Source organism: Streptomyces sp. SN-593 (assembly GCF_016756395.1).
Lineage (GTDB): Bacteria > Actinomycetota > Actinomycetes > Streptomycetales > Streptomycetaceae > Actinacidiphila > Actinacidiphila reveromycinica.
The window spans coordinates 4,709,965-4,726,533 of the sequence record NZ_AP018365.1 but is presented as its reverse complement, the minus strand read 5'-3'; the positions used below and the strand labels follow the sequence as shown (position 1 = coordinate 4,726,533).

The 16,569-nt window shown below is 72.5% G+C and carries 14 protein-coding genes; 5 read left to right on the top strand and 9 right to left on the bottom strand.

What is annotated here, in order from left to right:
• Window positions 1-67: 67 nt before the first annotated feature.
• The 3 genes from RVR_RS19805 to clpB form a co-directional block, all read right to left on the bottom strand.
• On the bottom strand, window positions 68-673 hold the full coding sequence (locus tag RVR_RS19805; RefSeq protein WP_202235119.1) for a GNAT family N-acetyltransferase: 606 nt from the start codon (window positions 671-673) through the stop codon (window positions 68-70).
• A gap of 267 nt (window positions 674-940) precedes the next feature.
• The gene (locus tag RVR_RS19800; RefSeq protein WP_202235118.1) at window positions 941-1,516 is read right to left on the bottom strand and encodes a type III secretion system chaperone family protein; all 576 of its coding nucleotides are present in this window, start codon (window positions 1,514-1,516) and stop codon (window positions 941-943) included.
• Window positions 1,513-4,134 (bottom strand): ATP-dependent chaperone ClpB, encoded by a 2,622-nt coding sequence (clpB, locus tag RVR_RS19795; RefSeq protein WP_202235117.1) that lies wholly within the window; start codon window positions 4,132-4,134, stop codon window positions 1,513-1,515. The genes RVR_RS19800 and clpB overlap by 4 nt, the downstream gene beginning before the upstream one ends.
• A gap of 142 nt (window positions 4,135-4,276) precedes the next feature.
• On the opposite strand from clpB, the gene RVR_RS19790 reads away from it, so the two are divergent.
• The 4 genes from RVR_RS19790 to RVR_RS19775 all read left to right on the top strand — a co-directional run bounded on the left by RVR_RS19790 (window position 4,277) and on the right by RVR_RS19775 (window position 7,645).
• The gene (locus RVR_RS19790; RefSeq protein ID WP_202235116.1) at window positions 4,277-5,695 is read left to right on the top strand and encodes a cytochrome P450 family protein; all 1,419 of its coding nucleotides are present in this window, start codon (window positions 4,277-4,279) and stop codon (window positions 5,693-5,695) included.
• Between the two features lie 184 nt (window positions 5,696-5,879).
• Window positions 5,880-6,287, top strand: a complete 408-nt coding sequence (locus tag RVR_RS19785) for a pyridoxamine 5'-phosphate oxidase family protein (protein WP_202235115.1) — start codon at window positions 5,880-5,882, stop codon at window positions 6,285-6,287.
• A 207-nt stretch (window positions 6,288-6,494) separates the two neighbouring features.
• Complete coding sequence (locus tag RVR_RS19780; RefSeq protein ID WP_202235114.1) at window positions 6,495-7,064, top strand: thioredoxin family protein; 570 nt, start codon at window positions 6,495-6,497, stop codon at window positions 7,062-7,064.
• Window positions 7,061-7,645: a hypothetical protein gene (locus RVR_RS19775; RefSeq protein WP_202235113.1), complete on the top strand. Its 585-nt coding sequence runs from the start codon at window positions 7,061-7,063 to the stop codon at window positions 7,643-7,645. Before RVR_RS19780 ends, RVR_RS19775 begins: the two co-directional genes overlap by 4 nt.
• Before the next feature lie 140 nt (window positions 7,646-7,785).
• Here the strand turns inward: RVR_RS19775 and RVR_RS19770 are convergent, their stop codons facing one another.
• The 5 genes from RVR_RS19770 to dnaK form a co-directional block, all read right to left on the bottom strand.
• Window positions 7,786-8,292: an FBP domain-containing protein gene (locus RVR_RS19770; protein WP_202235112.1), complete on the bottom strand. Its 507-nt coding sequence runs from the start codon at window positions 8,290-8,292 to the stop codon at window positions 7,786-7,788.
• Window positions 8,293-8,479: 187 nt separating this feature from the next.
• On the bottom strand, window positions 8,480-8,956 hold the full coding sequence (locus tag RVR_RS19765) for a heat shock protein transcriptional repressor HspR (protein ID WP_272933096.1): 477 nt from the start codon (window positions 8,954-8,956) through the stop codon (window positions 8,480-8,482).
• Between the two features lie 4 nt (window positions 8,957-8,960).
• Window positions 8,961-10,154, bottom strand: coding sequence for a molecular chaperone DnaJ (dnaJ, locus tag RVR_RS19760; protein ID WP_202235111.1), 1,194 nt, complete (start codon window positions 10,152-10,154; stop codon window positions 8,961-8,963).
• A gap of 36 nt (window positions 10,155-10,190) precedes the next feature.
• Entirely contained in the window at window positions 10,191-10,901 is a 711-nt protein-coding gene (gene grpE / locus RVR_RS19755; RefSeq protein WP_202235110.1) for a nucleotide exchange factor GrpE, read from the bottom strand.
• A complete protein-coding gene (gene dnaK, locus RVR_RS19750) occupies window positions 10,898-12,778 on the bottom strand; it encodes a molecular chaperone DnaK (protein ID WP_202235109.1) in 1,881 nt (626 codons plus the stop codon). Before dnaK ends, grpE begins: the two co-directional genes overlap by 4 nt.
• A gap of 462 nt (window positions 12,779-13,240) precedes the next feature.
• On the opposite strand from dnaK, the gene RVR_RS19745 reads away from it, so the two are divergent.
• On the top strand, window positions 13,241-15,523 hold the full coding sequence (locus tag RVR_RS19745) for a (Fe-S)-binding protein (protein WP_202235108.1): 2,283 nt from the start codon (window positions 13,241-13,243) through the stop codon (window positions 15,521-15,523).
• A gap of 33 nt (window positions 15,524-15,556) precedes the next feature.
• Here the strand turns inward: RVR_RS19745 and RVR_RS19740 are convergent, their stop codons facing one another.
• Entirely contained in the window at window positions 15,557-16,465 is a 909-nt protein-coding gene (locus RVR_RS19740) for a DsbA family protein (protein WP_202235107.1), read from the bottom strand.
• Window positions 16,466-16,569: the final 104 nt, after the last annotated feature.

The window sequence follows — 16,569 nt, the reverse complement described above, 5'->3', positions numbered from 1 at the left end:
CCGCGCCCAAGGCCACGACCTTGCGAAGTCCCCCGACCACCCGGCCCCGAACCCGCTACTCCGCCCGTCAGGCGAAGGGTCGGGCGGGCGGGTCCGTGGCGAGGCGGGCGTGCAGGTGGCAGTCGTGGCGGGTGCCGTCGGGCTCGATGAAGGAGTCGCGCATCACACCCTCCTCCGCGAACCCCGCCCGCAGGGCGGCCCGGCAGGAGCCGACGTTGTGCAGGACGTGGTCGAGGTGGATGCGGTGCAGGCCCAGGCCGCCGGCGTGGGGCGGCTCGAAGGCCCACGCCGAGGCGGCATCCAGGGCGCGGGCGGTGACCTGGCGGCCGCGGGCCGAGGGCGTCACCCAGTAGCCGGCCACCGCCTGGTCGGGGGTGCGGTGCACGTCGCGCAGGCCGAGGTAGCCGATCATGACGTCGTCGGCCGGGTCGGTCACCGCGAACGCGGCGGTCCCGGCCGACCACGCCCCGACCCGCGCCGACAGCCACACCGCCGCACGGTCCCGCGGCGGCGCGGCGATCACCGCCATGCCCGCGGCCCACCGCAGCACTCCGGGGTCGGCCATCGCCCGCGCGACCGCGGGTTCGTCGGCCGCGACGACCGGGCGGAGCAGCAGCCCGTGGGCACGCAGGGTGGTCGGTGCCAGGAGATCGGCGCCTCGCGCAAAAGCCATGGCCAACACCTTACTGACCTGTCGTTCCCACTGGTCCCCGCAGCGCCCGCCCGGGGATCGACGGCACCCGCGCGGCGCGGGCGCCCCCGTACCGACCCGCACCCGCCCCCGGCACCGCAGGCCCGAGCCCCCGACCCGCCGACGCCGCACACCCGAGCACCCCCGGCGCCGCACACCCGAGCCCCCACCCGCCACCGGCGCACACACCAGCGCCCGGGACCCCGTACGTCTCGCGTACGGTCCCGGGCGCGCGGCGCGGTCGTGCCGTCAGCCCTCGGAGCCTTCGGAGCCCTCGCCGGTCCCGTCCGACCCGCCGGACTCGCCCGGCTCGTCGTCGCCGGCGGTCTCCTCCAGGCCCAGCCGCTCACCGAGCCACTTGTTGAACTCGATGGACGCCTGCACCCAGCTCACCGTGGTGGCCACGAAGTGGTCGAGGCCGACGCCCATGCCGACGAGCATCTGGGCCTCGCCGATGAGGCGGACGACCCCTTCGTCGTCGGTGTTCGTGTAGACCTTCGGCCACAGCGTGAGGTGGTTCCACTCGTCGATCGCCTCGTGGAGCTGCGGCTTCTCGTCCACGGTGTACGCGCGCTCGTAAAACGTGCGCACCGCGAAGACGTGCTGCTGCGCCTCGCCGCGGAACATGAAGTAGGTGCGGAACTCCTCCCACGGGGCGAGGAGGTCGTTCTCTTCGTCGACGGCGTGCTTGAGCCCCATCTGGTCGAGGAGCTGCTTGACCAGGTCCTGGTCCGGGACGACCACACCGGCGGTGGGTCCTCCGCTCGGCTGGTCGGGTTCCGGCTGGCTCCCGAAGTTCGGGATCGAGGAGGGGTCGATGCTCACCGTGAGGGTTCCCTTCGTGACGTTTCCCCGCCATCCTCCCCCATGACGATGAGCCCGTCGACCGCCCGGTCCACCCGGACGTTCTGCCCGTCCAGCACCTCTCCGGCCAGGATCGCCCGGGCCAGCGGGTCGCCGATCGAGGTCTGGATCAGCCGGCGCAGCGGCCGGGCGCCGTAGGCGGGGTCGTTGCCCTCCTCGGCGAGCCAGTCCAGCGCGTCGTCGGTGACCTCCAGGGTGAGCCGGCGGTCCTTGAGCCGCGCGGCCAGCCGACCGGTCTGCAGCCGGGCGATCCGGCGCAGCTCGTCCCGGTCGAGCGCGGAGAACACCACGATGTCGTCGAGCCGGTTGAGGAACTCCGGCTTGAAGGAGGCGCGGACGGTCGCGAGGACGTTCTCCTTCTTCTGGTCCGGGTCGAGGTTCGGGTCGACCAGGTACTGGCTGCCGAGGTTCGAGGTGAGGATCAGGATCGCGTTGCGGAAGTCGACCGTACGGCCCTGGCCGTCGGTGAGCCGGCCGTCGTCGAGCACCTGGAGCAGGACGTCGAAGACCTCCGGGTGCGCCTTCTCCACCTCGTCGAGCAGCACCACGCTGTACGGGCGGCGGCGGACCGCCTCGGTGAGCTGGCCGCCCTCCTCGTACCCGACGTATCCGGGCGGGGCGCCGACCAGCCGGGCCACCGAGTGCTTCTCGCCGTACTCGCTCATGTCGATGCGGACCATCGCCCGCTCGTCGTCGAAGAGGAAGTCGGCGAGCGCCTTGGCCAGTTCGGTCTTGCCGACGCCGGTGGGGCCGAGGAAGAGGAAGGAGCCGGTCGGGCGGTCCGGGTCGGCGATGCCGGAGCGGGAGCGGCGCACGGCGTCGGACACCGCGCGGACCGCCTCGGTCTGGCCGATCAGCCGCTTGCCCAGTTCGTCCTCCATGCGCAGCAGCTTCTGCGTCTCGCCCTCCAGCAGGCGGCCGGCGGGAATCCCGGTCCAGGCGGCGACGACGTCGGCGATGTCGTCCGGGCCGACCTCCTCCTTGACCATCGTCTCCTGGGCGGCGGCCTCCTGCTCCTCCCGGGTGGCCTCCTCCAGCTCCTCCTCCAGCTTGGGCCGCTCGCCGTACATCAGCTTCGACGCGGTCTCGAAGTCGCCGTCGCGCTGGGCGCGCTCGATCCGGGTGACGATGTCGTCCAGGCGCTCCTTCAGCTCGCCGACCCGGTTCAGGCCCTGCTTCTCCTTCTCCCAGCGGGCGGTCAGGCCGCGCAGCTCCTCCTCGCGGTCGGCGAGGTCCTTGCGGAGCTTGTCCAGGCGCTGCACGGAGCCGGGGTCGGTCTCGTTCCTGAGCGCCATCTCCTCCATCCGCAGCCGGTCCACCGAGCGTTGCAGCTCGTCGATCTCGACCGGCGAGGAGTCGATCTCCATGCGCAGCCGGGACGCGGACTCGTCGACCAGGTCGATGGCCTTGTCGGGCAGGAAGCGGGAGGTGATGTAGCGGTCGGAGAGGGTGGCGGCGGCGACCAGCGCGGAGTCGGCGATCTGGACCTTGTGGTGCGCCTCGTAGCGGCCCTTGAGGCCGCGCAGGATGGCGACGGTGTCCTCGACGGTCGGCTCGGCGACCAGCACCTGCTGGAAGCGCCGCTCCAGCGCCGGGTCCTTCTCGATCCGCTCGCGGTACTCGTCCAGCGTGGTGGCGCCGACCATCCGCAGCTCGCCGCGGGCGAGCATCGGCTTGAGCATGTTGCCCGCGTCCATGGCCGAGTCGCCGCCGGCGCCCGCGCCGACGACGGTGTGCAGCTCGTCGATGAAGGTGATGACCTGCCCGTCGCTGTCCTTGATCTCGGCGAGCACGGCCTTCAGCCGCTCCTCGAACTCGCCGCGGTACTTCGCCCCGGCGACCATCGCGCCCAGGTCGAGCGAGACCAGCCGCTTGTTGCGCAGGCTCTCGGGCACGTCGCCCTTGACGATGCGCTGGGCCAGGCCCTCCACGACGGCGGTCTTGCCGACGCCGGGCTCGCCGATGAGCACCGGGTTGTTCTTGGTACGGCGGGAGAGCACCTGGACCACCCGGCGGATCTCCTGGTCCCGGCCGATCACCGGGTCGAGCTTGCCCTCGCGGGCGGCCGCCGTGAAGTCGGTGCCGTACTTCTCCAGCGCCTTGTAGGTGCCTTCCGGGTCCTGGCTGGTCACCCGTTGCCCTCCCCTGGCGTTCTCGAACGCCGTCAGCAGCGCCTTGGCCCTGGCGCCCGCGGCATTGAGCAGCTCGCCGGCCGGCCCGCCCTTGACGGCGGTCCCGATCAGCAGGTGCTCGGTCGACACGAACGCGTCGCCGAGGTCCTTGGCGCGCTGGGACGCGTCGGCGATGACGGCGAGCATGTCACGGTTCGCCTGCGGGGGTGCGACGGTGGCGCCCTGGACCGACGGCAGCCGCTCCACCAGGCGCTCCGCGTCCGCGCGCACCGCGGCGGGGTCGGCGCCGGTGGCCGCCAGCAGGTCGAGCACGTTCTCGTTGTCCGCGCCGCTCAACAGGGCGAGCAGCAGATGCGCGGGCGTCAGGTCCGGGTTCCCCTCGGCGACGGCCTTGGCGTTGGCGCTGTTCAGCGCTTCCCGGCTCTTGTTGGTCAGCTCGGCTTCCACGGGCGTTCTGTCCTCCTCGTACGTTCGTCGCTAGCATGTAGCGCAACCTCGACCTGACTACCTCAACATGAAGCAAGTTGAGTCTATTCCACTCAAGGTGATTCCGGGCACAGGACGGGCCATCGTTCTCGGGAGGAAGCCCATGACCTCGGCACACCCGAAGGATCCACGACCGGAGGACTCCGACGGGGCGCAGCAGCGCCCGACCGTGCGGCACCCGCGGGTGCCGCACCCGACCGCCGCACCGCACCCGACCGCGTCCGACCCGGCCGCCGCACCGCGGCCGTCCGTACCGCGGCCGTCCGCACCGCAGCCGTCCGCGTCCGACCCGGCGGAGCCGTACCGGCTGGACGCCAGCGGCGCGTCCGTGCGGGCCGACGCCGACGCGCTGCGCGAGCGCGCCGCCGCGTGCCCGGTGATGCTGCCCGACGGCGTCCCCGGCATGATCGTCTCCCGCTGGCACGAACTGCGCGACCTCCTCGCCCACCCGGAGGTGGCCAAGAACGCGCGGCACTTCGCCGCCCTCCAGGCGGGCCGCGTGCCGGCGCAGTGGCAGCTCAACGCCTTCGCCCTGGTCAACGGCATGACGACGGCCGACGGCGACGACCACCGGCGGCTGCGGGGGCTGGCGACCAAGGCGTTCACCCCGCGCCGGGTGGCCGCCATGCGGCCCTGGATCGAGCGGCTGGCCGGGGAGCTGGCGGCCGGGCTGCCGGACCACGCCGGTCCGGACGGCGTCGTGGATTTGCGCGCGCACTTCGCGTACCCGCTGCCGATGGGCGTGATCAGCCAGCTACTGGGGGTGGACCCCGAGCACCGCGACCACCTGCACGCCCTCACCCGGCTGCTGGTCAGCACCTCCAGCTCGGCCGCCGAGGCGATGGCGGCGCAGCGCGGCATCCACGACGTGCTCGCCGCGGTCGTCGCCGCCCGCCGGGCCCGCCCCGGCGACGACCTGGCCAGCGCGCTGATCGCCGCCCGCGACGGGGACCGGGCGGACGGTACCGAGCGGCTGAGCGACGAGGAGGTGACCGGCACCCTGCTGCTGATGATCGTGGCCGGCCACGAGACCACGCTGAACCTCATCACCAACGCGGTGCGTGCCCTGTGCGGCCACCCCCGCCAGCGCGACCTCGTCCTGTCGGGCGGGGCGTCCTGGGACGCGGTGGTCGAGGAGACGCTCCGCTGGGACAGCCCGGTGGCCAACTTCCCGTTCCGCTACCCCACCGCCGACCTCGACGTGGGCGGCACCGTGGTACCGCGCGGCACCCCGGTGCTCGCCGGGTACGCGGCCGCCGGGCGCGACCCGCGCGAGTACGGCCCGGACGCCGACCGGTTCGACGTCACCCGTCCGCCGGGCACCCGCCACCTGTCCTTCGGGCACGGCGTCCACTACTGCCTGGGCGCCCCGCTCGCCCGCCTGGAGGCCACGGTCGCGCTGCGCACGCTGTACGGGGCGTTCCCGCGGCTCGAACCGGCCGTCCCGGAGGCCGAACTGCCGCCCCTGCCGGGCTTCGTCGGCAACAGCGTGGAGGCCCTGCCGGTGCGCCTGGGAGGGTGAGCGGGTCGCCGGCGGAGCGGACCGGCTGGGCGAACCGGCTGCGGCACGGCAGACGGTGGCGCGGCAGGCAGTGGCACGGCAGGCAGTGGCGCGGCAGGCGTTCCGACCGGACCGGGCGAGCAGGGCCGCCCGGTCCGGCCGGCCGGCCGGACCGGCACCGCGTGCACGCACTACCGTTCGTGCCATGCCCCGTCGCGATCCCCGCTCCCCCGAACCCGGCTTCCTCGAGTTCTGGCGCGAGTACCACCTGTGCACGCTGACCACCACGCGCCCCGACGGTTCCCCGCACGTCGTCCCGGTCGGCGTGACCTACGACCCCGAGGCCGGACTGGCCCGGGTGATCACCAACACCCACAGCCGGAAGGCCGCGAACGTACGCGCCGCCGGGCCGTCCGGCGCCCGGGTGGCGGTCTGCCAGGCCCACCGCGCCCGCTGGGCCACCCTGGAGGGCGTCGCCACCGTCTCCGCCGACCCCGAGCGGGTGGCCGACGCCGTACGCCGCTACACCGAGCGCTACGACCGCACGCCCGCGTTCAACCCGGACCGCGTCGTGATCGAGATCGCCCTCACCCGCGCGATGGGCAACGCCTGACCCGTGCTCCTCGACCCGTCCCGCACCGGGTTCCGCGTCGGCCCCGCGGCACCCGAACGGGCGTTCACGGATGGTACGACGCCTGCTACAGTGCGCTGACTCGATCGAGCTGGGGGGCAGTTGACGATGTGGGGACGGGCGCGCCGCGCTGCGCGGGTACGTACCGCGATCCGTACGCGGGTACTGGCGGCGGGGGGTGCGGCGGCGGTGGCGCTGCTCCTCGCGGCCTGCGGAGGGTCGGGCGGTTCGGGCGGTTCGTCCGACGCGTCGGCGCCGGCGGGTCGGACCACCGGGACGGCCGCCACCGCCCCCGGGTCCCCCTCCGCCGGCGGCGCACCGACGGCGATCACCCGGACGACGACGGCCGCCACGCCCCCGTCCGCCACGACGTCGCCGGAGGGCTACGACCCCACGCGGAACGCGGCGGCGGACGTGACCGCGGCGGAGCGGGCCTCGGCGAAGGACGGCCGCCCCGTGCTGATCGACTTCGGCGCGGACTGGTGCCCGGACTGCGTGGTGCTCGGCCGCACCTTCACCAAGCCCGCGACGGCCGCCCTGCTGGGCAGGTACCACGTGGTGCGCGTCGACGTCGGCCAGTTCGACCACAACCTCGCGCTGGTCGCGCGCTACGTGGACCTCGACTCCAGCGGCATCCCGGCGCTGGCCGTGGTGGACCGGCACGGCACCACCGTGACGGCCACCAACCAGGGGCAGTTCTCCAACGCCCGCAGCATGCCGGAGTCCCAGGTCGACGCCTTCCTGAAGACGTGGGCGTGAGGAGGGCCGCAGCCGCCGCACGAGGGAGTTCCGTCCGCTCCGCCGCCGTCGCCGCGCTGCTGTGCGCCGTCGTCTCCGGCTGCGGTCAGGGGGATCACGGCGGCCAGGGCGGCCACGGCGACCGGCAGCGGGAGGCGGCGCGTACGCGGGCGTCCTTCACCGCGGGCGGTGTGGACGTCGCCGTCACGTTCGAGCGGTCGGCCGCGGACGCGGTGGCGGTGACCGCCACCCTCAGCCCGCGGCAGAAGGGCTTCCACCTCTACAGCCTCGCGCTGCCCGACGGCGGGGTCGACGGGCTCGGCATCCCGACCCGCCTGGCGGTCGCCGCGCCGCTCACCGCGACCGGTCCGGTGACCTCCTCCGTCAAGGCGCACGACGTGCGTCCGTCCGGCCTCGACGTGGCGCTGCCGGTCTACCCGGACGGCCCGGTCACCCTGCGCCTGGCCACGCGCGTCGCGGGCGGCGCCGACCGGCCCGGCACCGCGAGTGTCCGGCTCACCTACGGGGCCTGCTCCACCGACGGTGCCTGCCTCGCACCGGTCCGGGCGCACCCGGTGACGCTGGAGCTCCCGCCGCGCTGACGCCGTACGGGGCCGGGCCCGCAGGCTGTCCGGCCCGGGGCGCGGCCTGTCCGGGGTGCGGCCTGTCCGGGGTGCGGCCGATCCCGGAGCGCGGCCAGCCCGGGGGTGCAGCCCGCCTCGGAACCGTATGCGGCGCGCCCTCAGGCGGCCCGGGTGCCCGTGACCTTCGCCAGGAAGCCGTCGAGGTTGCGCAGCGTGCGCTCGACCTGCTCCTCCAGGGTCAGGGTCTCCTCCATGCGCTTGGCCAGCACCGAGGTCCTCTTGCCCCGCACGTACAGCGAGCAGGCCAGGTCGGCGCACATGTAGATGCCCACGGTGTTGCCCTGGCGCCCGGCCGGTCCGGCCAGCGGCGCCGCCAGCAGGTCGACGCCGCCCCCGGAGTGCCCGGTCAGGCAGATCGAGCAGAGGCTGCTGCGCATGAGGTTGCGCCGCGCCCCCGGCGCGACCCGCAGGGTGATGCCGACCGGGCGCTCCCCGGCGGTCACGACGTAGGCCCGGTCCGGGGCGCCCGGGTCGCGCCAGCCGAGGAAGTCGAGGTCCTCCCACGGCACCTCCGCGAGGTCCCGCGGCAGCCTGACCCGCTTGGCCTCCCCCTTCGAGCAGTTCACGAAGGAGTCCCGGATCTGCGCCTCGCCAAGTGGGTCCATGACGACCGAAGCTAACAAGCATCCCGCGCCGCTGTCGCCGTGTTTTCCGGCGGCCGACCGGCGGAAAGCGCGGCGGACCGCTGGCGGTCGGCCGGTGGACCGCCTGCGGCCGAACGGCGGTCGGCCGGCCCCGGACGCACGGATTCCCCGCACCCGGGAGGGCACGGGGAACCGTGGACGAGGCGGGTCAGACGTCCCGCTTCGGACGCCACACCACGAGCGCGCTCGTGTGCTGCACATCCTGGTAGGGCACCAGGTCGCGCCGGTACGACGCGTGCACCGCGGCTTCGCGCTGCTGGATGACGGCTGCCGCGCCGTCGACGGCGGCGGAGAGTTCGGCGACCCGGGCCTGGAGCGCGGCGACCTGGTTCTCCAGTTCGATGATCCGCTTGATGCCCGCGAGGTTGATGCCCTCGTCCTGCGAGAGCCGCTGCACCTCCCGCAACTGCTCGATGTCGCGGGCGGAGTAGCGCCGCCCGCGGCCGGCCGCGCGGTCCGGGGAGACCAGGCCGAGGCGGTCGTACTGCCGCAGGGTCTGCGGGTGCAGGCCCGACAGCTCGGCCGCCACCGAGATCACGTAGACCGGCGACTCCTCCGTCAACTGGTACGGATTGCGGCCGCGTCCCATGCGGGGCCCGGAGGCCCCGCCGCCGTCGATGCTCATCCGCTCACGCTCCCTTTGCGGCCTTGAACAACTCCGCCCGCGGGTCGGTGTCCGCGGTCGCCTCACGGTACGACTCCAGTGCGTCCAGCGCCTTGCCCTCGGTCCGCTCCGGCACCGCCACCTCGACGGTGACCAGCAGGTCGCCGCGCGAACCGTCCTTGCGCACCGCGCCCTTGCCGCGGGCGCGCAGGGTCCGGCCGTTCGGCGTACCGGCGGGCAGCTTCAGGGTGACCGGCGGTCCGCCCAGGGTGGGCACCTTGATCTCGCCGCCGAGCGCGGCCTCCACGAAGCTCACCGGGACCGTGACCGTCAGGTTGGCGTCCTTGCGGCCGAAGACCGGGTGCCGGCCGACGTGCACGACCACGTACAGGTCGCCGGCCGGTCCGCCGCGCTCGCCGGGGGCGCCCTTGCCGCGCAGCCGGATGCGCTGCCCGTCGGTGACGCCCGCGGGGATGCGCACCTGCATGGTGCGCGAGCTCTTCGCCCGGCCGCTGCCGTGGCAGACCTCGCAGGGGTTCTCCGCGATCAGGCCGCGGCCCTTGCAGTCCACGCACGGGTCGGTGAGCGAGAAGCCGCCACCGCCGCCGCGCGAGACCTGCCCGGTGCCGACGCAGGTCGGGCACACCCGGGGCGTGCCGTTCCTGTCGCCGGTGCCGGAGCACGCCTTGCAGGGCGACTGCGAGGACATCCGCAGCGGGACCGTGGCACCGTCGACGGCCTCGGTGAAGCTGAGCGTCACCTCGGACTCGATGTCCTGGCCGCGGCGCGGCTGCACGCGGGTGCCGCCGCCCCGGTTGAACAGGCCGCCGAACACGTCGCCCAGGCCGCCGCCGAAGCCGCCGCCCTGACCGGTCGTGGTGCCGCCGCCGGGCCCCTGGGCGCCTCCGAAGAGGTCGCCGAGGTCGAAGTTGAACCCGCCGGTGCCGCCCGCGCCGGGGCCGGGCCGCATGCCGCCGTTGCCGAACAGCGCGCGGCCCTCGTCGTACTCCTTGCGGCGCTTGGTGTCGGAGAGGACGTCGTTGGCCTCGGAGATCTCCTTGAAGCGCTCCTCGGCCTTGGCGTCGCCCTTGTTGGCGTCGGGGTGGAACTCCCGGGCCAGCTTCCGGTACGCCTTCTTGATCTCGGCCTCGGTGGCGTCCTTGGGGACGCCGAGGACCTTGTACAGGTCCTTCTCCAACAGGTCCCTACTGATGCTCATCCTCGGCGTCCCTCCTCTCCGTCACGTCCTGCTCCGTCAGCCCTCCGACGGGCCACCGGTCTCCTCGTCGTCGTCCGCCTTCCGGTCGGTCTGGTCGCCCTGCTCACCGGGCTCGGACTGCTCGTCCTTGCCCTGCGCGCCCGGCTGGGGCTCGGCCACCGCGACCCGGGCGGGACGCAGGTTGCGCTCCCCGATGCGGTACCCCGGCTGGAGGATCTGCACGCATGTCGTCTGTGTGACATCAGGCGAATAGCTGTGCATCAGCGCTTCGTGCACCAGCGGGTCGAAGGGCTCGCCCTCCTTGCCGAACTGCTGGAGCCCCAGCTTCGCGGCGACCGTCTCCAGCGACTCGGCGACCGACTTGAAGCCGCCCACCAGCTCGCCGTGCTCCCGCGCCCGGCCGATGTCGTCGAGCACCGGGAGCAGTTCGGTCAGCAGGTTGGCGACCGCGACCTCCTTGACGGCGGCCCGGTCCCGCTCCACCCGGCGGCGGTAGTTCTGGTACTCGGCCTGGAGGCGCTGGAGGTCGGCGGTGCGCTCGCCGAGCGCGGTGCGCACCTGGTCCAACTGCGCCTTGACGGCCGTCAGCTCCTGGGAGGTCGCGTCGTCCCCGCCCCCGGACGACGGGCCCGCCTTGCCGGCGGCCCCGCTGCCCGGGTCGGACTTGCCCGCCTTGCCGGCGCCCGGCTTGTCGGCGGCGTCGGAAGGGACGTCGGGCTCCTCGAAGCCCTTCGGCTCCTCCGTCACGCGGCACCATCCCTCTTGCTGCCCTCGTCGTCGACGATCTCGGCGTCCACGACGTCGTCGTCGGCGGCCTGGGCCGTGTCGTCGGCCGCGCCGGCACCGGCGCCCGCACCCGGCGCGCCGCCCTCGGCCTGCGCGTTGGCGTACAGCGCCTGGCCGAGCTTCTGGCTGGTGGCCGCGACCTTCTCGGTGGCCTCGCGGATCGCCGAGGTGTTGGCGTCGTCGGACGACTCGTTCTTCAGCTTCTCCTTCAGGTCGGCGACCGCGGTCTCGACCTCGGACTTCACGTCGTCCGGGAGCTTGTCCTTGTTGTCCGCGATGAACTTCTCGGTCTGGTAGACGAGCTGCTCACCCTGGTTGCGGGTCTCGGCGGCCTCGCGGCGCTTGTGGTCCTCGTCCGCGTACTGCTCGGCCTCCTGGCGCATCCGGTCGACCTCGTCCTTGGGCAGCGAGGAGCCGCCCGTGACGGTCATCCGCTGCTCCTTGCCGGTGCCGAGGTCCTTCGCGCCCACGTGCATGATGCCGTTGGCGTCGATGTCGAAGGTGACCTCGATCTGGGGCATCCCGCGCGGGGCCGGCGGCAGACCGGTCAGCTCGAACATGCCGAGCTTCTTGTTGTACGCCGCGATCTCGCGCTCGCCCTGGTAGACCTGGATCTGCACCGACGGCTGGTTGTCCTCGGCGGTGGTGAAGATCTCCGAGCGCTTGGTCGGGATCGTGGTGTTCCGCTCGATCAGCTTGGTCATGATGCCGCCCTTGGTCTCGATGCCGAGGGACAGCGGGGTGACGTCGAGCAGCAGGACGTCCTTGACCTCGCCCTTCAGGACACCGGCCTGGAGGGACGCGCCGATGGCGACGACCTCGTCCGGGTTGACGCCCTTGTTGGCCTCCTTGCCGCCAGTCAGCTCGCGCACCAGCTCCGCGACGGCGGGCATCCGGGTCGAGCCGCCGACCAGGACCACGTGGTCGATCTCGGAGAGCTGGATGCCGGCGTCCTTGATCACGTTGTGGAACGGGGTCTTGCAGCGCTCCAGCAGATCGGAGGTGAGCTGCTGGAACTGCGCCCGGGTCAGCTTCTCGTCCAGGTGCAGCGGGCCCTCGGCGGACGCCGTGATGTACGGCAGGTTGATCGAGGTCTCGGTCGACGAGGACAGCTCGATCTTCGCCTTCTCCGCGGCCTCGCGCAGCCGCTGGAGGGCCATCTTGTCCTTGCTCAGGTCCACGCCGTGGCCGGACTGGAACTGCTTGACCAGGTAGTCCACGACGCGCTGGTCCCAGTCGTCGCCACCGAGGTGGTTGTCGCCGTTGGTGGCCTTGACCTCCACCACGCCGTCGCCGATCTCCAGCAGCGAGACGTCGAAGGTGCCGCCGCCGAGGTCGAAGACGAGGATCGTCTGGTCGTCCTTGTCCAGGCCGTACGCCAGCGCGGCCGCGGTCGGCTCGTTGACGATGCGCAGCACGTTCAGGCCGGCGATCTCGCCGGCCTCCTTGGTGGCCTGGCGCTCGGAGTCGTTGAAGTACGCGGGGACGGTGATCACCGCGTCGGTGACCTTCTCGCCCAGGTACGACTCCGCGTCCCGCTTCAGCTTCTGCAGGATGAACGCCGAGATCTGCTGCGGGTTGAAGTCCTTGCCGTCGAGGTTGATCCGCCAGTCGGTGCCCATGTGGCGCTTGACAGAGCGGATGGTCCTGTCGACGTTGGTGACCGCCTGGCGCTTGGCCACCTCGCCGACGAGCACCTCGCCGTTCTTGGCGAAGGCGACGACGGACGGCGTGGTCCTGGCGCCCTCTGCGTTGGTGATGACGGTGGGCTCGCCGCCTTCGAGAACGCTGACGACGGAGTTAGTCGTGCCCAGGTCGATGCCGACCGCACGTGCCATGGTTAGTCCTCCAACAACTGACTTGAGTGCAACTGGCTCAACCATGCCTCACGGCGAGCCCGATGTCAATTGACATGAGTCGAGGCGACTCAACTTAACGGCGCGCATCCGACGCACTACCCGACGACACCCCACACCACCGGCCCCGCCACGCCCACCCGGACGCCGAACCAGGAGCCCCGACCCAGGACCGAGGACCCGCACCGCCCCACCGGCGGCCACCGACCGCCACCGCCCCCTCACCCGTCCCACGAACGGGCACCCCGCACAGTTCCCCCACCGAGCCCGGATCGCCCCGATTCCCCCGATCGGCGCCGGCCGCGACCCGCGGCCGGCCCTCCCGCGACACAGATCACCAGCAGGGCGGCTTCATGGACCCGGAATTCCCGGGTAACCTCAGCCGAGACCGGAGTAAGTTACCGCTTAGTACGTTTTCGCTCGCAGCAGGCCCGAGGAGCCCTCATGCAGCTCGCCGCGATCATCGTGTCGCTGGTCCTCACGGCGGTCGGCGTCGCCCTGATCGGCCTCGCCGTCGCGCAGATCTACCGGTTCGTCAGGCTCGGCCAGCCCGTCCCCGCGGGCAGCCGCACCAACGACCCGGTGGCGCGCACGAAGACGCTGGCCAAGGAGTTCGTCGGCCACACCCGGATGAACAAGTGGGGGCCCATCGGCGTCGCCCACTGGTTCGTGGCGGTCGGCTTCCTCACCCTGGGCCTGACCATCGTCAACGCCTACGGCCAGCTCTTCCAGGCCGACTGGATCCTCCCGGTGATCGGCACCTGGCTGCCGTACGAGGTGTACGTCGAGTTCATCTCCCTCTTCACCACCCTGGGCATCCTGGTGCTCATCGCGGTCCGGCTGATGAACCTGCCGTCGCGGGCCGGGCGCAAGTCCCGGTTCGCCGGATCGACCGCCTGGCAGGCCTACTTCGTCGAGTACGTGGTGCTCGTCATCGGCCTGGCCATCATGATGCTGCGCGGCCTGGAGGGCGCGCTGCACGGCGTCGACCACTACGAAGCCGCGTACTGGGTGTCGTACCCCCTGGTGGCCGGACTGCGCGGGCTGAGCACCGGCACCCTGCAGAACACCGTCTACCTGGTCGCCATGATCAAGCTCGGCGTCACCATGATCTGGGCGATCACCCTGGGCCTGAACACCTCGATGGGCGTGGCCTGGCACCGCTTCCTCGCCTTCTTCAACATCTGGTTCAAGCGCAACGCCGACGGCCCGGTGGCCCTGGGCGCGCTCCAGCCGATGACCAGCGGCGGCGTGCCGATCGACTTCGAGGACCCGGGCGAGGACGACGTGTTCGGCGTCTCCCAGGTCGAGCAGTTCTCCTGGAAGGGCATCCTCGACTTCTCCACGTGCACCGAGTGCGGCCGCTGCCAGTCGCAGTGCCCGGCCTGGAACACCGGCAAGCCGCTGTCGCCCAAGCTGCTGGTGATGAGCCTGCGCGACCACGCCCACGCCAAGGCGCCCTACCTGCTGGCGGGCGGCGGCAAGTCGGTGGAGGGCGAGGAGAAGGCGACCGAGGAGCAGCTCGCCGGCGTGCCGGCCGCCGCGCTCGCCGAGGCCGAGCGCCCGCTGATCGGCACCCTGGAGGAGAACGGGGTCATCGACCCCGACGTGCTGTGGTCCTGCACCACCTGCGGCGCCTGCGTCGAGCAGTGCCCGGTGGACATCGAGCACGTCGACCACATCGTGGACATGCGCCGCTACCAGGTGATGATCGAGTCGGCCTTCCCCAGCGAGGCCGGCACGATGCTGAAGAACCTGGAGAAGAAGGGCAACCCCTGGGGCCTGCCGAAGAAGCAGCGGCTGGCCTGGGTGAAGGAGGTCGACTTCGAGGTGCCGGTCGTCGGCGAGGACGTCGAGGACCTGACCGAGGTCGAGTACCTGTACTGGGTCGGCTGCGCGGGCTCGCTGGAGGACCGCGCCAAGAAGACCACCAAGGCGTTCGCCGAGCTGCTGCACATCGCCGGCGTGAAGTTCGCCGTCATGGGCGGCGAGGAGAACTGCACCGGCGACTCGGCCCGCCGCCTGGGCAACGAGTTCCTCTTCCAGCAGCTCGGCCAGGAGAACGTGGCCATGCTCAACATGGCGTTCGGCGAGGAACTGGACGACGACGGCAAGGTGGTCGCCTCCTCCCGCAAGCCGCGCGCCTCGAAGAAGATCGTCGCCACCTGCCCGCACTGCTTCAACACGATCGCCAACGAGTACCCGCAGCTCGGCGGCGAGTACGAGGTCATCCACCACACGCAGTTGCTGCAACACCTGGTGGACGACGGGAAGCTGGTCCCGGTCCACCCCGTCGAGGGCCTGATCACCTACCACGACCCCTGCTACCTCGGGCGGCACAACAAGGTCTACACGCCGCCGCGCGAGATCATCGCCAAGGTGCCCGGGCTGCGCAACGAGGAGATGCACCGCCACAAGGAGCGCGGCTTCTGCTGCGGCGCCGGCGGCGCGCGGATGTGGATGGAGGAGCGGATCGGCAAGCGCATCAACAACGAGCGCGTCGACGAGGCGCTGTCGCTCGACCCGGACATCGTCTCCACCGCCTGCCCGTTCTGCCTGGTGATGCTCACCGACTCGGTCAACGGCAGGAAGGCCGCGGCCGCCGACGGCTCCGCCGCGGGCGTCAAGGTGAAGGAGACGTTGCAGGTCGTGGACGTCGCACAGTTGCTGCTCGACTCGGTGAAGGCGCCGGAAGAGGCGCCGGCCGAGGTGACGCCGGCGGGCTGAGGCCCGCGACCCGGCCGGCCGCGGGGTGCCCGCTCAGGACACCCCGTGGTCGGCCAGCATCGCCTTGAACTGCGCCGCGTCGAAGATCCCGTCGTCGTTCGACACCTTGTCGCCGTCGATCTCCACCATCGGGGTGCCGGTCGCCCCGCTCTTGGTGAACGCGTTCTCGGAGGCGCTGACGAAACTCCCGTACGTCTGCCCGCGCACCGCCGCGTCGAAGGTCGCGGAGCGCAGCCCGGGCACCCGGCCCGCGAGTTGGAGCAGGAAGTCCACGGTGAAGCCGTCGGTCTGCTCGTCGGGCTGGTACTGGTAGACCAGCGTGTGCAGCGCCACGAAGCCGCTGCCGTCCGGCGACGCCGCGAGCGCGGCACGCAGCGCGTTCACCGTCCGCTTGGAGCCGCCCCCGCCGTTCTGGTCGAGGAACGACGCGAACGTGTACCGGACGCGGATCTTCCCGGCCGCCTCCAGCGCCTGGATCTGGCCCGCGTTCGCCTGCTCGAACTGCTCGCAGATGGGGCAGCGCGGGTCCTCGTAGACGGTGAGGGTGTGCGCTGCGGCGGGGTCGCCGACGGTGACGGTGGTGCCGTCCGCCTCCAGCCGGGCCGGGATACCGTTCGTGCCGTTCGTACCGGTCGTGCCCGAGGTGGCGCCCGACGTGGTGGCGGCCGTGGTCGAAGCGGCGGTACCGGTCGGCGCGGGGACCGTACCGGGCGCGCTGGTACGGGAGTCGGGCAGGCGCGAGCCGGAGCCGGGGCCCGTCCCGCTGGAGCAGGCGGCCAGCGGCAGCGCCAGGGCGGCGACCGCCGCGGCGACCAGGGCGGCCCGGCGGCGGGCGCTGCCGCGGCCTTCGGACGCGCGCGGGGACGTCATCCGGACGGCCCTGCCGGGCACGGGCCCCTCCGCCGCTTCCGATCCGATGGTCCCCACGGCAGCCTCGTTCATCGTCGCCCTCCCCGCACCCGGTCCAGCCCGTCACCCGTTGCCGCCCGGCAGGCTACCGGGCGTGTCACAGGTTGGCAGCAATGGCCCGCGCTCGCACAGGGGGT